Origin of the sequence: Psychroflexus sediminis (genome assembly GCF_900099815.1) — a bacterium.
Taxonomy (GTDB): Bacteria; Bacteroidota; Bacteroidia; order Flavobacteriales; family Flavobacteriaceae; genus Psychroflexus; species Psychroflexus sediminis.
This window is the reverse complement of sequence record NZ_FNCW01000015.1, coordinates 1-19,314: the sequence shown is the minus strand read 5'-3', so window position 1 is coordinate 19,314 and position 19,314 is coordinate 1. Positions and strand designations below refer to the sequence as shown.

General features: G+C 39.7%; 15 protein-coding genes and 1 other RNA gene. 10 read left to right on the top strand and 6 right to left on the bottom strand.

The annotated features are described in order from the left end of the window. Window positions 1–57: 57 nt before the first annotated feature. Complete coding sequence (gene fahA, locus BLP81_RS12330) at window positions 58–1,338, bottom strand: fumarylacetoacetase (protein WP_093369637.1); 1,281 nt, start codon at window positions 1,336–1,338, stop codon at window positions 58–60. 118 nt (window positions 1,339–1,456) lie between these two features. Here fahA and BLP81_RS12325 point away from each other — a divergent pair, with 118 nt between their 5' ends. After that, window positions 1,457–2,740, top strand: a complete 1,284-nt coding sequence (locus BLP81_RS12325) for a serine hydroxymethyltransferase (RefSeq protein WP_093369632.1) — start codon at window positions 1,457–1,459, stop codon at window positions 2,738–2,740. Window positions 2,741–3,026: 286 nt separating this feature from the next. Here the strand turns inward: BLP81_RS12325 and BLP81_RS12320 are convergent, their stop codons facing one another. After that, complete coding sequence (locus BLP81_RS12320; RefSeq protein WP_093369627.1) at window positions 3,027–4,574, bottom strand: hypothetical protein; 1,548 nt, start codon at window positions 4,572–4,574, stop codon at window positions 3,027–3,029. Window positions 4,575–4,713: 139 nt separating this feature from the next. After that, entirely contained in the window at window positions 4,714–5,760 is a 1,047-nt protein-coding gene (locus BLP81_RS12315) for a glutaminyl-peptide cyclotransferase (RefSeq protein WP_093369623.1), read from the bottom strand. 88 nt (window positions 5,761–5,848) lie between these two features. On the opposite strand from BLP81_RS12315, the gene ffs reads away from it, so the two are divergent. The 3 genes from ffs to fsa all read left to right on the top strand — a co-directional run bounded on the left by ffs (window position 5,849) and on the right by fsa (window position 7,503). Continuing rightward, an RNA gene (gene ffs, locus BLP81_RS12310) (signal recognition particle sRNA small type) lies at window positions 5,849–5,948 on the top strand. A gap of 74 nt (window positions 5,949–6,022) precedes the next feature. Beyond that, window positions 6,023–6,826: an SDR family oxidoreductase gene (locus BLP81_RS12305; protein ID WP_093369619.1), complete on the top strand. Its 804-nt coding sequence runs from the start codon at window positions 6,023–6,025 to the stop codon at window positions 6,824–6,826. A 23-nt stretch (window positions 6,827–6,849) separates the two neighbouring features. Next, a complete protein-coding gene (fsa, locus tag BLP81_RS12300; RefSeq protein WP_093369615.1) occupies window positions 6,850–7,503 on the top strand; it encodes a fructose-6-phosphate aldolase in 654 nt (217 codons plus the stop codon). 201 nt (window positions 7,504–7,704) lie between these two features. On the opposite strand, the gene BLP81_RS12295 is transcribed toward fsa, so the two are convergent. After that, window positions 7,705–8,724, bottom strand: a complete 1,020-nt coding sequence (locus BLP81_RS12295) for a threonine aldolase family protein (protein WP_093369610.1) — start codon at window positions 8,722–8,724, stop codon at window positions 7,705–7,707. Between the two features lie 164 nt (window positions 8,725–8,888). Between BLP81_RS12295 and prfB the strand changes: the two genes are divergently transcribed. From prfB to BLP81_RS12280, 3 genes are all read left to right on the top strand, one after another. Further along, window positions 8,889–9,996, top strand: a protein-coding gene (prfB, locus tag BLP81_RS12290; RefSeq protein ID WP_143002837.1) for a peptide chain release factor 2 whose coding sequence is annotated in 2 segments (ribosomal slippage) — window positions 8,889–8,951 and window positions 8,953–9,996 — 1,107 coding nt in all. Because the reading frame shifts where the segments join, the coding sequence is not laid out codon by codon here. After that, the gene (arsC, locus tag BLP81_RS12285) at window positions 9,993–10,334 is read left to right on the top strand and encodes an arsenate reductase (glutaredoxin) (RefSeq protein ID WP_093369600.1); all 342 of its coding nucleotides are present in this window, start codon (window positions 9,993–9,995) and stop codon (window positions 10,332–10,334) included. The genes prfB and arsC overlap by 4 nt, the downstream gene beginning before the upstream one ends. 64 nt (window positions 10,335–10,398) lie before the next feature. Continuing rightward, window positions 10,399–11,379 (top strand): PCIF1 family methyltransferase, encoded by a 981-nt coding sequence (locus tag BLP81_RS12280; RefSeq protein WP_093369595.1) that lies wholly within the window; start codon window positions 10,399–10,401, stop codon window positions 11,377–11,379. Window positions 11,380–11,494: 115 nt separating this feature from the next. Here the strand turns inward: BLP81_RS12280 and fumC are convergent, their stop codons facing one another. Then, window positions 11,495–12,886 carry a class II fumarate hydratase gene (gene fumC, locus BLP81_RS12275; RefSeq protein ID WP_093369590.1) on the bottom strand — a complete coding sequence of 464 codons (1,392 nt, stop codon included), beginning with the start codon at window positions 12,884–12,886 and terminating at the stop codon, window positions 11,495–11,497. A gap of 140 nt (window positions 12,887–13,026) precedes the next feature. Here fumC and BLP81_RS13690 point away from each other — a divergent pair, with 140 nt between their 5' ends. Beyond that, window positions 13,027–13,197, top strand: a complete 171-nt coding sequence (locus tag BLP81_RS13690; protein ID WP_093369584.1) for a hypothetical protein — start codon at window positions 13,027–13,029, stop codon at window positions 13,195–13,197. Between the two features lie 81 nt (window positions 13,198–13,278). Here BLP81_RS13690 and BLP81_RS12265 read toward each other — a convergent pair whose 3' ends face one another. Beyond that, window positions 13,279–15,720 (bottom strand): TonB-dependent receptor, encoded by a 2,442-nt coding sequence (locus BLP81_RS12265; RefSeq protein ID WP_245686471.1) that lies wholly within the window; start codon window positions 15,718–15,720, stop codon window positions 13,279–13,281. 184 nt (window positions 15,721–15,904) lie between these two features. On the opposite strand from BLP81_RS12265, the gene BLP81_RS12260 reads away from it, so the two are divergent. Together BLP81_RS12260 and BLP81_RS12255 are read left to right on the top strand one after the other, a co-directional pair. After that, entirely contained in the window at window positions 15,905–18,124 is a 2,220-nt protein-coding gene (locus tag BLP81_RS12260; protein ID WP_093369574.1) for a DUF349 domain-containing protein, read from the top strand. Continuing rightward, window positions 18,088–18,792: a class I SAM-dependent methyltransferase gene (locus BLP81_RS12255; protein ID WP_093369569.1), complete on the top strand. Its 705-nt coding sequence runs from the start codon at window positions 18,088–18,090 to the stop codon at window positions 18,790–18,792. Before BLP81_RS12260 ends, BLP81_RS12255 begins: the two co-directional genes overlap by 37 nt. Window positions 18,793–19,314: the final 522 nt, after the last annotated feature.

Genomic DNA, 19,314 nt, shown 5'->3' with positions numbered 1-19,314 from the left:
ATGTTGTTTAATGACATAGGTTTATTTAAAAAGAGAGCAGCACGAAAGCCTTCCGTATTAAGACTTAAACACGGGAAGAATTTTGGTGGACACCTCTCCAAAGCCTATTCTCACTTCATGATTCTGACAATAGCCGCGTAAAATCACCGTATCATTATCATCAATATAGCGTCGCTCCTGACCGTTCTTGAGTTTCACCGGTTTTGAACCGCCCCAGGACAATTCTAGCATGGACCCGTAAGATTCTGGCGTAGGACCAGAAATGGTTCCGCTTGCCATCATATCTCCACTGTTTACCGGACAGCCATTAACCGTATGGTGAGCCAGCTGCTGACTCATATTCCAGTACATATATTTAAAATTGGATTTGGTTATCACGGTTTCTTCGCCATTATCTGGCTGAATAGCTACAGATAAGCTGATATCAAAGCTCTTTTTGCCTTTAGTTTCCAGATAGGGCAAAAGTTTCTTAATGGGTTTAGGTCCTTCCACACGGAAAGGCTCCAGGGCATCTAAAGTTACAATCCAGGGTGAAATTGCCGAACCAAAGTTTTTTCCTAAAAAGGGTCCCAAAGGCTGGTATTCCCACTTTTGAAAATCCCTTGCGCTCAAATCGTTGAAAAGAACCATACCGAAAATATAACTTTCAGCATCTTCAGAAGGGATAGGTTCGCCCAGATGATTACTCGCCGTGGTGACAAAAGCCATTTCAAGTTCAAAGTCCAGATGCCTGGTCGGACCAAAAATAGGTTCATCGGCTCCTTTAGGCAATTTCTGACCCTGAGGCCTGTGAATCGGGATGCCGCTGGGAACGATAGAAGAACTACGGCCATGATATCCAATAGGGGCGTGAAGCCAGTTGGGCAGCAAGGCGTTTTCTTCATCCCTGAACATCTTGCCCACATTGGTTGCGTGTTCTTTGCTGGAATAAAAATCTGTGTAATCACCCACCTGAACCGGCATCTGCATTTCTATTTCATCTAAGGTGAAAAGAACGGTATCCCTGTCTTTTTGATTGGATTTTAACTCATCGTTTTTAGCGTCGAATAATTCTGCCACTCTGTTTCTTACAGACCTCCACGTTTTTCTACCATCGGCGATAAAATCGTTGAGACTATCCTGTAAAAAAATATCATCGGTAAGCGGTATATCCTTAAAATACCCAAGCTGGTGCAGGGCGCCTAAATCTATAGCAAAATCACCAATGCGGGTTCCAATAGTGATGATATCATCACGAGTCAAGAAAACGCCAAAAGGAATATTTTGAATGGGAAAATCTGTATTATCGGGGAGATCCAACCATGTTTTTCTTGAGGGATCATTAGCTTTTAAGGACATAGGTTTAGGTTTTAGGATTTGAAACTAATCTTAAATCTTAGTTCAAATATATTATTTTAACCGTATTAACCATTCAAATTGGTTAAATTTGGACCATATTTAACTTTAAAATATAAGGATGAAAGATAAGGTCATTTCAGAATTAATTCTTGAAGAAAAAAACAGACAAATCAACGGTTTAGAATTGATTGCCAGTGAGAATTTCGCAAGTCAGGATGTACTGGATGCTGCGGGATCGGTGCTTACCAACAAATATGCTGAAGGCTATCCCGGCAAACGCTATTATGGGGGTTGTGAAGTCGTAGATAAAGTTGAGGATCTTGCCAGAGAACGTTTGAAAAAGTTATTCGGAGCGGAATACGCAAATGTTCAGCCACACTCAGGTTCTCAGGCCAACACAGCTGTGTTTTCGATTTGTTTGAAACCTGGGGACACCATTTTAGGTTTTGACCTTTCGCATGGGGGGCATTTGACTCATGGTTCGCCAGTTAATTTTTCTGGAAAGCTTTACAATCCTGTTTTTTATGGTGTGGATAAAGAAACAGGCCTTATCGACTATGATATGGTGAGGGAAGTCGCTCACAAAGAGAAACCAAAAATGATTATTGCCGGTGCTTCTGCCTATTCCAGAGAAATTGATTACAAAACCTTCAGGGAAATAGCAGATGAAGTTGATGCTGTTTTGCTGGCAGATATGGCGCATCCCGCAGGTCTTATTGCAGCTGGATTATTACAAAGTCCCGTAGAACATTGTCATATTGTAACCTCTACAACACACAAGACCATTCGAGGTCCGCGTGGTGGTATCATTTTGATGGGTAAGGATTTCGAAAATCCATTTGGCGAAAAACTCAAAAACGGTAACCTGAAAAAAATGTCCAGCATGCTGGATAGCTCTGTTTTTCCAGGTAATCAAGGAGGTCCACTTGAGCATATTATCGCTGCTAAAGCGGTAGCTTTCGGAGAAGCGCTTTCAGAAGAATTTGTAGAATATCAAAAACAGGTGATTAAAAATGCCTCTGCTATGGCCAAGGCTTTTGTAGATAAAGATTATAACATTATTTCTGGAGGTACAGATAATCACATGATGCTTATCGACCTTCGAAATAAAAATATTTCAGGAAAACAGGCCGAAGAAGCGCTTGGAGCTGCAGGCATTACCGTGAATAAGAACATGGTTCCCTTTGATGATAAATCACCATTTGTCACTTCAGGCATCAGAATTGGGACTCCAGCTATTACAACCCGGGGTTTACAGGAAAATGACATGGAAAAAATCGTTGACTTGATCGATGAGGTTATCACTGATTTTGAAAACACACCGCAGCTGAAGTCCATCAAAAAACAGGTACACGAGATGATGAGTCAGAAGCCCTTGTTTGCTGAAACGGTTAAAGGTTAAGTCAGCAGCCCGAAGAAATACATCGGGATTTCTGCTTTACAACACATTAAAATCACTCTTAGTCTTTATCTTAAGGGTGATTTTTTTTTTGCTTATCGTGAGCCTGCCTGCGCTTCCTTGGCAAAGGCAGGTCGTGAGCCTGCCTGCGCTTCCTTGGCAAAGGCAGGTGGTGAGTGGTGAGTGGTGAGTGGTGAGTGGTGAGTGGTGAGTGGTGAGTTTAAAATAAAATTAATTACCGAAAAATCCTACTAAAGACTTGTATTTAAAACTATTCTGAAACCCTTTTTTATTCTTCAAACGGAATGCTTTGATAAGCACCCAAATCTGGATTTTGAGTTCTGTTTTTTCCGAGGATATCGAAGGGAACTTGACTGGCCGTAGTCGGATTACCCAGACCATCGGCCGGGGATTCATCGCTGATGATCATATGATTGTCCTCTGCATTCAAAAATAAAGGGGTCTCATTAAGAATGATATTTTCGAATACATCTGTATTCTGAAAGTCGTATAAGCCGTTGTCAGTAAATCGATTATTGGTATCGTTAAAGCGCAGCAGGCAGTTTTCGAACTTGTAATTAAATGCAGCTTCATCCACTTTATTGAAGATCAGTTCAATAGATTCATTACCATAAATGATACAATTACTAAAATTGGCTTCTACCAAATCTGAAACAAACAAAGTTTCACCTGCTTCAAGATTATTCTCGATCAATACCGCAGGAAATTGCCTGAATCCATTTCGCCAGTAATTGGTAAAAGTGCAATGCCTGAAGTTATAACGGCCACCTAGCGAAAGATTCAGAGACACCTGCCCGCTGTTATTGATAACCAGATTTTCTGCATCAATAAATCCAGTACGGGCCAGTAATCCTACGTTTGCTGAATTGTAAATCTGAGTATTCTTTATGGTCAGCGTGGGTTGATCCCCCCCGTCGTTGGAGTCCATCAAAATACCTACTGTGGAATTTTTAACAGTCACATGATCGAACCTGTGATTTGTACTGCCCTGTGTTAACCAAATGGCGGCCCACTGACCGGGCACCTCAGCAAATTCCGGTTCAAGCCGGTCCCCTTCAAAAATAATTTCGTTTTCCATCCGCTCAGGATCCGTACTTAGCTCACCCAAGGCATGCATAGAGGCACCAGTGGACACAATAATTCCACTGTTATCATGAAAATGGATTCTGGCTCCTGCTTCTATCAACAAGGTTTTGCCGGAAGGAACTCCAGCAAATCCGTAGATGACATAAGGCTTTTCATTTGTAAAAGTCAAATGCTCATCCTCTAAGATAAACCCGTCGATCTGAATTTCCAGTCCTTCCTCATTCACACCAAGGCTCAGTGTTTCTGAAGAACCGTCTTCAAATCGTTCCGGAAACAAAAAATAAGCGTCCTGAACTAAGGTAACCAGTTCAACCTGCTGCATATCGGGTCCGGTATCAAAGTTAATTTGGTCTGTATATAAAAAAGAAAGCTGGTTTTGGGTGAGTTCTTGAATATCTGCCGTCACTTCTACAAATACAAAAATGCTGTCTTTAGCCAGTATATTGATATCCTCAATTATTTTACCGGCAACTCCATCGACATTCAGCCTAAAATTTGACTCTTCACCTTCATTTAACTGAATGCTCGGAATTAAAATGTCCTGATCACTTCGGTTATACACCTTAAACTTATAGGTGCTTGAGCCTGTAGTAGTAAACACAGTATCCAGATAAACGGTATCTTTTGAAAATTCCAGAGCTCCAAAGCTCGGCTCCAACTCAAAATCATCCCTGCAGGACGTCAATGAAATCAAACCTATGACAGAAAGAATAAGCAAACATTGTTTCATGGGTTTATGTTTATTGTTTTTTAATGGTCATATGCAAGTTTTGATGATTAAAACAAGCATTACATCCTGTGTTTAAGGATTTTTTTTATCGAATCGGTTTCGTAAATAGTATAAAAAATAAAACGCTTGGAGAGCCGTTTTATTTTTCTATAAGTTTAACTTCAAAGAGTTTATTCCAGTTTTTACCAGTCACAAAAAGACGCTGAGAATCTTTGTGGTATGCAATTCCATTCAAAACATCAAGAGTCGAATGCTGTTTTACTTTATCGCGAAGCCCTCTAAAATCTACCACACCTTCTACTGCCCCATTTTGCGGATTGATGATCACAACACCATCTTTTTGATAGGTATTGGCATAGATTTTTCCCTCTACCCATTCTAATTCGTTCATCTGATTTAAGACCGCCTTGTTGGTTGTAGGCTGTATGTAAGACTCTTCCTCAAGGCTTTCTGCATTTAGTATCCAGATCTTATCTGTTCCATCACTTTTATACAATTGCCTACCATCATTACATAGCCCCCAGCCTTCTTTACTTTCATGATAAGCAAACTTAGAAAGTAAGTTCATCGACTCTAAATCATAAATCAAACCCTCCTGAGACTGCCAGGTTAGCTGATAGATTTTCCCATGCAGTATCGTCAAACCTTCTCCAAAATAAAAGGGATCCAATTCTACTTTTTTGAGCACCTCTCCTGTTGTATAATCGACTTTTCTAAGACTTGATTCCCCGCGTTGCCCTGTGCTTTCGTATAAAGTATCTCCATGAAACTCCAGGCCTTGCGTGTAAGCCTGCATGTCATGCGGATAGGTATTTATAATTTCGTAAGTATATAATTTAGGACGTTCAGTATTCAGAATTTTAATCGTTTCCGAAAGTTTTACTTTTTCACCCTGGATATCCAGAATAACCTGGAATTCATGATCACCCAGCTTCAATTGAGACAAGCCTATTGAAAAGTCTTCTGAAAGTTGAACATCCTCAATAGTTTTATTTTGAAATTTAATTTCTACTGAATTTACCACATGATCTTTCAAGGCTTTGATCGAACCCCTAAGCACTTCGGTAGTCTTTACCGTTTTAGAATCATTTTTGAATACAATTTTAAAATCTTTAGATAAATCTTCATCACAGGAAAACAAAACAAGCGTTAAAAATATGATTGCCAAGGACTTAAAAATTCGCATAGGTTTAGTTTTGAAATACAAAGTAAAAATAGGGAATTTGACCAGAAAACAACTTGTTGACTTTAAATAAGATTGTATATTTGCAGTCGGGCAAGTCCTACACAACCAGCTCCTGTCGAATTCCCCCAGGACGGGAACGTAGCAAGGGTAGACGGTCGTAGCGGTGTGATGTAGGTCGCTTGCCCTTTTTTATTTCCCCAGCCCTTTCCATCATTTTTTTCTTAAGCCTATAAGTTGGATATTTGCCAAAATTCAACCCTCAATGCAAAACGTCGTTTTGATTACCGGAGCTTCATCAGGAATTGGAAAATCAATCGGTGAATATCTCGCCAAATTCAATTACAAAGTTTATGGTACTAGCAGAACTCCAAAACACAAGGAGCTCCATGGAATTCATTTTCTTCAACTCGATGTGACTCAGGAGGAAAGCATAAAAACGGCTATTGAAACCCTCATTGCAAAAGAGGGCCAAATCGATTTTCTCATCAATAATGCAGGCGTTGGAATCACGGGACCTCTTGAGGAAATCCCCGACGGGGAACAGAGAAAAATTTTCGAAACCAATTATTTTGGACCGCTTAAAGTCATCAATACTGTTTTGCCTCACATGAGGGCCAGACAATCCGGCTTTATCATCAATATCACTTCTATTGCAGGCCATATGGGCTTGCCGTTTCGCGGCTTTTATTCTGCCACCAAAGGTGCTTTGGAATTAACCACGGAAGCCTACCGCATGGAATTGAAAGCCTTTGGTATCAAAATGACCAATGTGGCCCCAGGGGATTTTGCCACCAACATCGCTGCAGGAAGATTTCATGCCCCAGTTCAGGAAAACTCTCCCTACAAGGCCGTTTATGAAAGAAGTTTGAAACTGATGGACGAACATGTCGATCAGGGTAAGGATCCAAACCTGATGGCCAAAAGCGTACATGCCATCATGCAAAAGTCCAGTCCTAAAATTCATTATAAGGTTGGAGATTTTACTCAGAAGATATCCGTTTTCCTGAAACACATTCTCCCTGATAAAGTTTTTGAAAAACTGCTGCTTAAACACTATAAACTGTAAATTTGTAATCAAAACATATACTTATGAAATTTTTTATCGACACAGCAAATATCGACCAGATCAAAGAAGCCCAGGACCTTGGAATTCTAGATGGGGTAACCACCAATCCTTCGTTGATGGCTAAAGAAGGCATCACCGGCGAAGAAAACATTAAAAATCACTACATCAAGATCTGCGAAATTGTAGACGGCGATGTGAGTGCCGAAGTGATTTCCACTGATTTTGAAGGCATCGTTAAAGAAGGGGAAGCCTTAGCTGAACTTCACGACCAAATCGTTGTGAAGGTTCCTATGATCAAAGAGGGAATTAAAGCCATTAAATACTTCTCAGAAAAAGGAATCAGAACCAACTGTACGTTGGTGTTTTCTGTAGGTCAGGCTTTACTGGCTGCCAAAGCAGGCGCAACTTACGTGTCCCCTTTTATCGGACGTTTGGATGATATTTCTACAGATGGTCTTAACCTCATCGAAGAAATCAGACTGGTGTATGACAACTATATGTTCGAAACTCAAATTTTAGCAGCTTCAATAAGACATACCATGCACATTATTGACTGCGCAAAAATAGGTGCCGATGTTATGACAGGTCCTTTATCTTCAATCGAAGGACTGTTGAAACATCCTTTAACCGATAGTGGTTTGGAGAAATTTTTGGCAGATTACAACAAGAATAACTAAAGTACTCATCATCATTTGGCCTTGGCTTAGGGATTGAAGTGAAAATCCTGCAAGACTAAAAGATTATAAAACTTAAGTCCGGCTAGCGCCCAAAGAAGCTTGCCGGACTTTTTAGTTTTATGCTTTTAGGCTAAAGCATTGCAACGAAAAGCCCGACCCCTCCCCAAAGCATTGGGGAGGGGTAAGCCACAAAATATAATTCTAAAGGGACTTTAAAGTTTTCAGGAAGTACTCGTGCTGGTTTTCGTCATAGTCTAAATGCGTTACCAGGCGCATTTTACCATTTCCCATATTGCTGATTCTAATGCCTTTTTCTTCCAGGTCCCGCATGAATTTGATTTCATCGAGATGAGGCTGAAGGTAAAAAATAACAATATTAGTCTCCACGTGATCCACCGCTTCAATCAGGGGATGATCGGTTAATACCTCTTCGATATCCGTAGCTCTTTCGTGATCTACTTTCAACCTATCCACGTGATTATGCAAAGCGTAATAAGCCCCAGCAGCCATATAACCCACCTGTCTCATGCCACCCCCCAGCACTTTACGTACACGCATGGCCTGTTTCATAAGATCATCATTACCCATCAAAACCGTTCCCATGGGCGCCCCCAGTCCTTTGGATAAACAAAGCGATATGGTATCGAATTCTTTTCCGAAGTCTTTGGGATCGTGATTATTGGCCACAATGGCATTATAAAGTCGGGCACCATCCAGGTGCAGACCCAAACCATGCTTATCACATACTGCTCTGATGGATCGAATGGTTTCCAGGTCATAACAGGCTCCCCCACCTTTATTGGTGGTATTTTCCAAACAAACCAGAGAGGTTAACGGACTGTGGTAGAAATCTGGCGGGTTGATAGCTTCTTCCACAAGATCGGCAGTGATTTTACCTTTATCGCCATCCACCAGTTTACAGGAGACTCCACTGTTGAAGGAGACGCCCCCACCTTCATAATTATATACATGCGCCCATTTATCACAGATGAGTTGTTCTCCAGGTTGCGTGTGTAGTTTGATGGCCGCCTGATTGGACATGGAACCCGTAGGAAAATAAAGGGCGGCATCCATACCAAATAAATCGGCCAGATAGGTCTCGAGCTGATTGACAGACGGATCTTCTTTATAGACATCATCGCCTACCTCTGCGGACATCATGTATTCCAGCATGTCTTTTGTAGGCTTTGTCACGGTATCACTTCTTAAATCAATTTTCATGTATGTAGGTTTAGTGTGCTTTGATGTTACACCCGCCTGAATGAGGCACTCGGGCAGGTGTAAACTTTGATGATTAAAATCAGCAAAGGACTTTTTATTCGAAAATAAACATAATTAGATTGATGACGCAATGGATAATTTTTAAATTTGACAAAAATTCAGTTATGATTAATGCCGAGTCTATCAAAACCATCAATAAGCGTATCACTTCCCTAAACCAATATCTTTGACTTAGATGCCAAACGCATCAAAGTTGCCAACGAAGAAGAAAAAACATTTGCGCCAGATTTCTGGGATAGACCTCAGGAAGCTCAAAAATTGATGCAGGCCATCAACGATGAAAAGCAATGGATTAGGAGCTTTGATGAAGCCAGACAAAAAGTAGAGGACCTGAATGTTTTGTTTGAATTTTACGAAGAGGGAGATATTTCAGAAGAAGAAATACAGAGCAAACACGATGAAGCTTTAGAGCTGATCGAAGATCTGGAATTCAAGAACATGCTCTCCGAAGAAAGCGATCCTTTAACTGCTATATTACAAATTACAGCTGGCGCCGGAGGTACTGAAAGCTGTGACTGGGCAGAAATGCTGATGAGAATGTATGTGATGTGGGCCGAGCGCAAAGGCTTCAAAGTAAGAGAGCTCAACCACCAGTCTGGTGACGTTGCAGGAATCAAAACGGTGACTTTAGAAATAGAAGGCGATTATGCTTTTGGCTGGCTGAAAGGTGAAAACGGTGTTCATCGCCTGGTGAGAATTTCACCTTTCGACAGCAATGCCAAACGGCACACCTCTTTTGCTTCGGTATATGTTTATCCGTTGGTAGATGATACCATAGAAATCGATATTAATCCTTCGGACATCAACTGGGATTTTGCCAGATCTGGCGGTGCCGGAGGTCAAAATGTAAATAAAGTTGAAACCAAGGCGATTCTTACTCACCATCCCAGTGGCATTGTAATCCATAATTCTGAAACTCGATCTCAGCTGGAAAACAGAGAAAAAGCCATGAAGATGTTAAAATCACAACTCTATGAAATTGAACTTCAAAAACAACAGGCGGCCAGAACCGAAATTGAATCTGAGAAGAAAAGCATAGAATGGGGCTCGCAAATTCGAAATTATGTGATGCACCCGTATAAACTCGTAAAAGATGTGAGGACAGGATATGAAAGTGGAAATGTAGATGATGTGATGAATGGTCATATCGATTCCTTTTTGAAAACCTTCCTCATGAGTAGCGGACAGAAAAAAGAAACCGATAGCTTATGATTAAAATATACCACAATCCGCGATGCAAAAAGTCCAGGGAAGGCTTAGCTATTCTAGAGGAGTCAGGAAAAGATTTTGAAATCATAAAATACCTGGATGAAGTTCCTTCCAAAGAAGAACTAAAATCTATCCTCAATAAACTGAAAATCTCCCCGATAGAACTTGTGAGAACACAGGAAAAAATCTGGAAAGAGAACTTCAAAGGCAGGTCCCTGAGTGATTCAGAGCTTATCGACGCTCTTCATGAGTATCCCAAATTGATAGAACGGCCAATTGTAGTGAATGCTTATAAGGCTGCCATTGGAAGACCTCCGGAACAGATTAAAGGAATTTTTTAAGGATTATTCAAAGTCTTCTCACTGAAGATCTTTATATTTTCGAAAATCTGATAAAACCCAATTCATGAATTCCTATACAGTAGCCTCAGAAGTCATTACTGAATATCAACACTGGGCCTTAAGCCAGAAGGTTCTTAATAAATTTTTTGCTTACCTGTCTCCCAAAGCTAAGCGCTCCCAGGTAAAAGCCGGACTTGAAAACACGCTTATGAATCTGCTGTTCAGTCAGCAGACTTCTGGTGCGGATTTATTTATGAAAGCCGATACTGCTGCCATAACCTCAGGCTTCGGTTACGCCGATGTAAGTTTGAACCACAAAGAAGCAGAGGCTTGTCTTAAGTTAATCAAAAACACCTTCAGCAATACCTCTGAAAACTTCACTGATCTTGAAATTATAAAAATCAATTCAAATGCATTGGAGGCAGGAGATTTTAAACTTAAACGAAACCAGTACATCGATAAAGCTTTCAATTTTGTCAGGTCAAAAACGGATGAAGAAACAGCCGCGAATGCGGTGTTGAGGTCTGCTTTGAGGTATGCTTCAATTTATGCTGAAACCAGACATATTGGCCCACCCCAACGGGTTTACGACCTATTTTATGACTGGGGCATCAGAAATGAAGGCTTTGCTTCTCCATTCAATGCCAGGTTACTCGGTAAACCAGGAGCTCAGTTTTACAGTCTTTTTAAGGATACAGATGAAATCTTTGGCAGTGCAGGTAGTTTTTTCAATCTAGATCAACCAAAAAATCCTGGACAATGGTGTTTGGATCCACCGTTCACCACAGAATTAATGACTAAAGTGGATTCTATTTTAAAAGACTGGCTGGCTACTTATACAGATTTATGCGTTCTGCTCATCATTCCGGAAAGCCATACTCCTGCAAACAGACCGGATGAGACGGTAACATTAAAAAAAGACATTCATTATTATGAAGGCCTGGAAGGTGTGCTTAAAGCATTACCTGTCAATGTCTGCATCCATCGGTATGGAAACCTGGAAGGCTTTTCGGAAGAAGCAATTCTAAGAGGGTATTCCAAATAAAAAACCGGCTTGAAAATTATTTCAAACCAGTTTTTTTTTAAAAATTAGAGCACTGCCCTTTATTTAATACAACTACTTAGTAAGGTTTGTGAGCGATGCTCCCAAAATCATGCACTTAAGAATTGGTCATCGCTTTTGGATCTACCCACTTATCGAATTCTTCGGCTGTGGTATACCCCAAATTAACCGCTTCTTCTTTTAAAGTGGTCCCATTTTCATGAGCTTTATTAGCGATTTCTGCGGCTTTGTAATAGCCGATTTTGGTATTAAGGGCTGTGACCAGCATTAAGGAATTATTGACTAATTCATTGATTCGCTCCTGATTAGGTTCGATTCCAGCAGCACAATTTTCATCGAAAGACACGCAGGCATCCCCGATTAACTGGGCCGATTGCAGGACGTTGGCAGCCATCACAGGTTTAAAAACGTTAAGCTCAAACTGACCTTGCATACCCCCTACGCCTACGGCAACATCGTTACCCATCACCTGGGCACAAACCATCGTAAGGGCTTCACACTGGGTAGGATTGACTTTTCCCGGCATGATGGAAGATCCTGGTTCGTTGGCTGGAATGCTGATTTCCCCAATGCCACTTCGCGGCCCGGAAGACAGCATTCGGATATCATTTCCGATTTTATTAAGCGATACCGCGAGTTGTTTTAATGCCCCATGGGTTTCTACTAAGGAATCATGAGCCGCAAGCGCTTCAAATTTATTTTCTGCAGAAACAAAAGGCAATTCGGTGAAATCTGCAATATACTTCGACACCTTTTCAGCATAGCCTTCCGGAGTATTGAGGCCGGTTCCAACAGCTGTTCCTCCAAGTGCGAGTTCCTGCAGGTGAGGCAGGGTGTTTTCCAAAGCTTTTAAGCCATGATTAAGCTGAGAGACGTAGCCGCTGAACTCTTGTCCGAGGGTTAAGGGCGTTGCATCCATGAAATGTGTCCTCCCGATTTTCACGACATCCTTAAAGTCTTCAGACTTCTTTTGTAGCTGGTCTCTCAATTGAGAAACACCTGGAATGGTAACATCCATTATTTTCTTATAAATCGCAATATGCATCCCGGTTGGAAAAGTATCGTTGGAAGACTGGGATTTATTCACATCATCGTTTGGAGACACAAATTTATCGCCTTTTCCAAGCTCGTGCCCCTGTAACTGGTGAATTCTATTGGAAATCACCTCATTCACATTCATATTGCTCTGTGTTCCGGAACCTGTTTGCCAAATCACCAGCGGAAATTGATCATCGTGCTGACCTTCCAGAATCTCATCACAAACCTTGGCGATAAGATCTCTTTTTTCTTCTTCAAGAACCCCTAATTCAGCGTTGGTATAAGCCGCAGCTTTTTTCAAGTAAGCAAAACCATAAATGATTTCTAAAGGCATGGAAGCCTGGGGGCCAATTTTGAAGTTATTCCTGGAACGCTCGGTTTGAGCAGCCCATAATTTATCTGCTGGCACCTGAACTTCGCCTATCGTATCTTTCTCTATTCTATAAGACATGGTATGATTTTTTTGTTTGTCAAATTTAAGAAATATTACATGGAGTTGATTGTAAAACACAATTTCAGGATAATTATTTTTAAAAACATGAGCCTGTAATTCAATGTTTATTTATCTTTGTCAAAACAAAATTTATTCTGATGTTCGAATTTGATCAATATTTAGGGTTTTTACTTTTTCTACTCATCTTAACCATCGGGTTTTGGTTAATGATATTTTTAACGGCCATCATTCCTTACTGGATTGGAGGTTCTTTAATGGAAAGATTGAAAGAAATCAAAGAAGGTAAAAAGAAGAAGAAAGACGACTAAGTCAAACATATTTTTTTATAAAAACAGAAAAGGCAGGAAATGATTTCCTGCCTTTTTTGGTTGTCATACAATCCTCGGATACTAGAACTCGCTTTCATCGTAATCTTCGCCACCACCTCTTCTCTGGTCTTTCTTTTGCTGGTTAAACCTGTACACCACTGTAGCTGTAACTTGTCTAACTCTCCACTGTGAGGAAGTGGTAGAAGTGAAATTTTCTGTCACTGTAAATTGATCTCGTTTCCTAGAGTTAAATAAATCTCTAACATTCAATGATACGGTCAAATTTTCTTCTTTCAAAAAGTCTTTGCTAAAACCCAAATCGACTGAAGCAATAGGGTCAGTTTCTGTTTGAGCATTTTGTCTCGGCCCTCTGTAAAACGCATTGGTTTGCCATTGGATTTTACCAGGAAGAATTATATTGGAACTAAATCTACCAAAATAACTTTCATTGGTAGCTCCATAACTTATACCTTCAAAACTTCCTTCTGTTTCAAATTTAAAGTAATTGAAACTCAAATTAGTTCTTAACCACTTCACCGGATTGTACAAGACACCTACTTCAGCACCATAACGCTCTTCAGTGGAAAGGTTAATGGGGATATTTTCAATAATAGGAATGCCATCTTCTTCCGTAAGTCTTCCTGTATCTCTTTCAACGCGCTCAAAAGCATCCGTTTCTCTTTGATAATACATAGAACTTGTTAAAGTCAGTTTCTCCCAACGTTTTAAATAGCCCAAATCAAAGGCATTGGCGAATGAGGGATTAAGATCTGGATTACCCTGAAACACATTAATCCTACTGGATTGCGATGGAAAAGGATTTAAATACCAGCTCCTGGGTCTATTAATTCGTCTGTTATATCCTAAAGTTACATTCTCATCCTCTCCAAGTTCGTAAACTAAATTGACGGTTGGAAAAAGACCATCAAAATTCTTATCAAAATCAAAACTTCTGTCAAAATTTTCAGGAACCAGTGGTATGGTGTTTCCTTTCAGTTGGGTGTTTTCATACCTCAAACCTAAGAGATAAGAAAACTTACCCATCTTGTCACCAAACTGCGTATACACGGCAGTCACATTCTGCGTAAAATTAAAATCACTGGAAACGAACTCATCTGTAACAAGTTCCCCGGTTTCAAGATTTCTTCTTTGAACCAGGAATCCTTGCGTCTGGTCTTCATAATCCCCTCTAAATCCTGCTTCAAACTGAGCATCTCCTATAGGTAGAACGTAATCTGCCTGAATCAGAAAACCCTCTTCGAATTCTGTTTCGAGATTATCCTGAAAGGCCACCAGGGAATCTACAGGAATGGTTTGATTTTCATTGATAATAGCGGTTTTGGTTTCATCAGAGTTGGAATATTGCAAGTCTGCTGTAAGTTTATGATCTCGATTCTCCTTATCAAACCTCTTTTCATAGTTTAATGCATATTGATAACGCTCATCTTCCTCAAGCTCTTCCTCTATTCTTTCAGTAGTACTATTCTCTACTCCGTCATCAAATCTTCTGTTGATATTGGTTGAGACATCTCTATCATCACCAAGTCTGGTAAAAAAACTAGCTGTAATGGAAGACATCTCATCAATGAAATATTCTACACCCGCATTTACATTAAAGTTTTGACCAGTTCTGTCAAACTCCCTGTTTTCTATAATTCTATCAAAATTAGAATTACCTGTATATCTTATATCAGAAAATGAATTCCCGGGACTCACTCTATCGGTAAAGCCAAGACTTGTAAACACATTGAAATTGTCAGTTCTTAAGTTTAAATCTGCAAAAGCACCAGAGTTTTTAGGATCTCCGAGAGTTCCTCGAATAGAACCATTAAATCCCAATGTTTTTTCTCTTTTTAAGATAATATTGATTATACCCGCCGTACCCTCAGCATCGTATCTGGCTGAAGGACTCGTGATGACTTCCACAGATTCAATAGCATTTGCTGGAAGTTGCTGAAACACATCCTGATCTCCAAAACCCGCAATAGAGGACGGTTTACCATTAATCAGTATTCTTACATTTGAATTTCCCCGTAAACTGATGGCTCCATCTATATCTACAGTAACAGAGGGTACATTCCCAAGTGCATCACTTACAGTACCACCCGAGGTCGTCAGGTCTTTCCCCACATTATAGATTTTTTTATCCAGCCTGACTTCTACCTGAGTCGTTTCAGCTACTACAGTAACTTCATCCAGACTATCTGTTTTGGCGCCAAGTTTAATGGTTCCAAGATCAGTATCTTCGGTTATGGTAAAATTATTGATTTTCTTAACTTCAAAAGAAATGTATTCTATCTCAAGATCATAGGTTCCCTTTTCTAACATGATGGAGAATTCACCCTGACGGTTGGTGACACCACCATTTACGATAGACCCATCCTCAAGGCTTTTTGCTGAAATAGAGGCATATTCCAATGGATAATCCATAGTCTTATCTATTACTTTCCCGCTTAACTCATATTTCTGTGCAAATCCTACAATAGGAAGAAACGCAAGTATGATCAATATCTTTTTATACACTACATTTTTTGTTTAAAGTTCATTATTAAGACTTCAACAAACCTATTCGGTTTAATCGGTTGTCGTTAAAGTTGAGTTAACAGTTTAAACGACTGATTTGTCAAGGAAATTCAGTCATTTTTTTGTGAGGTAACTTGGTTGTTGTTATATTTCAACGAATTTACGAACCTTAACATTGAAAGACATGTCAGAACAGAATGATCCCAAGGATATAAACGAAGAAAACGTCTCTAAACCCGCTGAAGACACCTCTGAAAACACAACTACTGAATCTACTCAAGATGAAAAAGCATCTGATGAATCTGTAGCAAACTCGCCTGCGAGTCTTGGACGGCCAGGTTCAGAAGAAAAAGAGAAAAAAGAAAACCTCTCAGAACCAGATAAACCTACAACTGATGAAACTTCTAAAAAGGAAGAGGCATCGAAAACTTCTGTAGAAAACCCTGATGAGGAGGAGGATTCAAAACCAGCGGCAGAGAAGCCTGAAGAGAACAGTTCTAAAACTCCAGAAGAAAACCCTGAAGAGGATGTTTCAAAACCAGCTTCAGGCACACCTGAAAAGGAAAAAGACTCAATTAAATCTGAAGAAACTTCAGATGATGATGATGATCAAAAATCCAAGGATCAGGATGTCGATGAAGCTAATGCTGAAGACAGCGAAGATCAGGATGTAGGAAGAAGGCATGAGATAGAAATGAAGGATTACCACGCTATGTCTCTGGATGAGCTTGTATTTGAGCTGGAAAGCCTGGTAAAAAAAGAAAAGGTTCAATCCATCAAGGACCATGTCAATAATATCAAAATTGAGTTCGATAAGAAATTCAATGATGTCATCGAGGAAAAAAAGGAGGAATTTATTGCTGAAGGTGGCAATATTATAGATTTTCACTACTCCTCCCCTGTGAAGAAAAACTTCAATACCATCTATTTTGATTATCGTGAAAAGAGAGACCAGTACTATTCTCAGCTTAAGAAAAACCTCAACACCAATCTAAAAACCAGACTTGGAATCATAGAGGAACTTAAAAATATGATCGGCTCTGGCGAGAGTATGAATACCAGTTTTAAGCAGTTTAAGGAGCTTCAGGAGCGCTGGAAAAATGCGGGTTCTGTCCCTAAGAATGACTATAACACGGTTTGGAATAATTACCATCACCATGTGGAGCGATTTTATGATTTCTTGCATCTTGATCGCGAATTTAGAGACATGGACTTTAAATATAATTTGGATCAAAAGCTCAAAATCATAAATCGTGCGGAAGAGCTAGCTCAGCAGGAAGATGTCAATAGAGCATTTCGTGAATTGCAATTGCTCCATAAAATGTGGAAAGAAGAACTGGGCCCGGTATCCAGAGAATTTAGAGATGAGATTTGGGAGAAATTCAGTGAAGCTACCAAATTGATTCATGATAAACGTCAGGCTTATTTTGAAAAACTCGATGAAAAACGCGAGGAACATCTAAAAGTAAAACTCGACATCATAGAGCAAATTGAAAAATTGGCCGAAAGCAAAATCACGCAGCACAGAGACGCCCAGGAGCGCATCAAGCATGTGAATAAGCTTCGTGATCTGTTTTTCAGAGCTGGTAGTGTACCAAGACAAAAGCAGGACCAGACCTGGGATGCCTTCAGAAAGGCCACACGAGAATTCAATAAAAACAAAAATGATTTCTACAAGGAATTAAAGGCTGAGCAATATGCCAATCTTGAGAAAAAGAAAGAACTTATTAAGATTGCTGAGGAACATAAGGATAGTGAGGATTTTAAAACCACAACACCTCTTATGAAAAAGATCCAAAACGATTGGAAAAAAATAGGTCATGTACCTAGAAAGGATTCCGATAAAATCTGGAAACAATTCAAAGCAGCCTGTAATCATTATTTCGACAGATTTCACGCCAATAAAAACGATGAGAGTAACGAAGAGATGAAAGCTTTCAATCAAAAAAGAGAGCTTATTCAAAAGCTCAAAGATGAACAAATAGGCAGTGATGAAGAAAGCACTATCAAACTGGTGAAGTCTTATATTTCAAAATGGAATGCGGCTGGTATGGTCCCTGCTAATAAACGCTATGTTGAAAATAAATTCAACAAGGCTTTGGATCAGATTTTTAAACAAATCGACATTAGCAAAACAGATGCAGAACTGATTAAATATCAAAACAGACTTCAAAACCTGGAGGAAGCAGACGATTCTCAACGCATCTATAAAGAGCAGACCTTCTTAAGAAAGAAAATAGAGGAAACCAAAGCCGAGTTGCAGCAGCTGGAAAATAATCTTCAGTTTTTCTCTGATGCGAATCGTGATAACCCACTGGTGAAAGAAGTTTATAACAACATGGATAAACTGAAAGAAGACCTTGAGATGTGGAAAACCAAATTGAAGAAAATAAAAGAACTTTAGTGAAAGCTCAAAACCCAGAATTGAATCATCCATGTCCGCTATGCGAAAGTATAGCGGATTATTTTTGTTCGATAGGTAAAAAAGGCAGAGATTACTACACGTGTTCTACCTGCCATGCCGTTTTTCTTCACCCCAGAAAATACATAGACTATTCTTCGGAAAAATCCAGGTATGAAGAACATAACAACGATGTAAAAGACCCCAGATATAAAAAATTTGTTAATCCAATTACCGATGCTGTAGAAGCTCAGTTTCCAAAAACTGCAGACGGACTAGATTACGGCTGCGGAACCGGACCAGTAGCCTCGGTAGTTCTGGAAGAGAATGGTTTTAAAAAAATAGCTTTATACGATCCGTTTTTTTTTCCTGAGACAAAACCTCTGACAAAAAAATACGATTTTATCATTTGCTGCGAAGTCATGGAACATTTTTTTCAGCCCAAAGAAGAATTCTCAAGACTAAGAAATTTACTCAGAACTTCGGGAAAGCTTTTTTGCAAAACCAGTATATTGAAGGATAACATCGGCAAAAATGAGTTTAAAGACTGGTGGTATAACAACGACCCCACCCATGTCTTTTTTTACACGCCAAAAACCCTGAGGTTTATTGCTGAAAACTTTGATTTCAATAAGGTCTTAATCGAGTCGAAGCTGATCACTTTCGGTTAAAAATTAAAACTATACAATCAGTCCTAATAGGCTCTCACGTATATTTCATTGTATTTTCTCAGGATAAACTAAAGCAGAATAGGAATGCCGCCCTGCCTTGCCGGCAGGCAGGCTCGAGCGAAGTCGAGAGGCCGTCAAGGGGGGTGAAAAACGAGGTCTCGACTGCGCTATTAGTTTTACATTTTATATTTATAAGAAGTTTAATCATATTAAATTTCTGAAAAACCAGAGGAGCAAGGTGAACTATCTCGACTCTTGAAATTTAAGCTTCATATCGAGCATTAGTCCTTGCACCCTCTTTAGGTTTTGGTACCATTTAGAATGTAAAGCTTTTAGGCTTATTAATAGCGTTAGTACTCAGACCTATTGGTTCTTCAGGTTTTTAATAGCTAATTCAAAGTTATGGAAAATATTGTTACAGGAATTGACATTTCAAAAGACACTTTAGATTATTGCTGTTTGAACAGCAATGATGTACAAGTTAAAAACAGAGGTGTTCTGGATAATCACCCACAATCTATT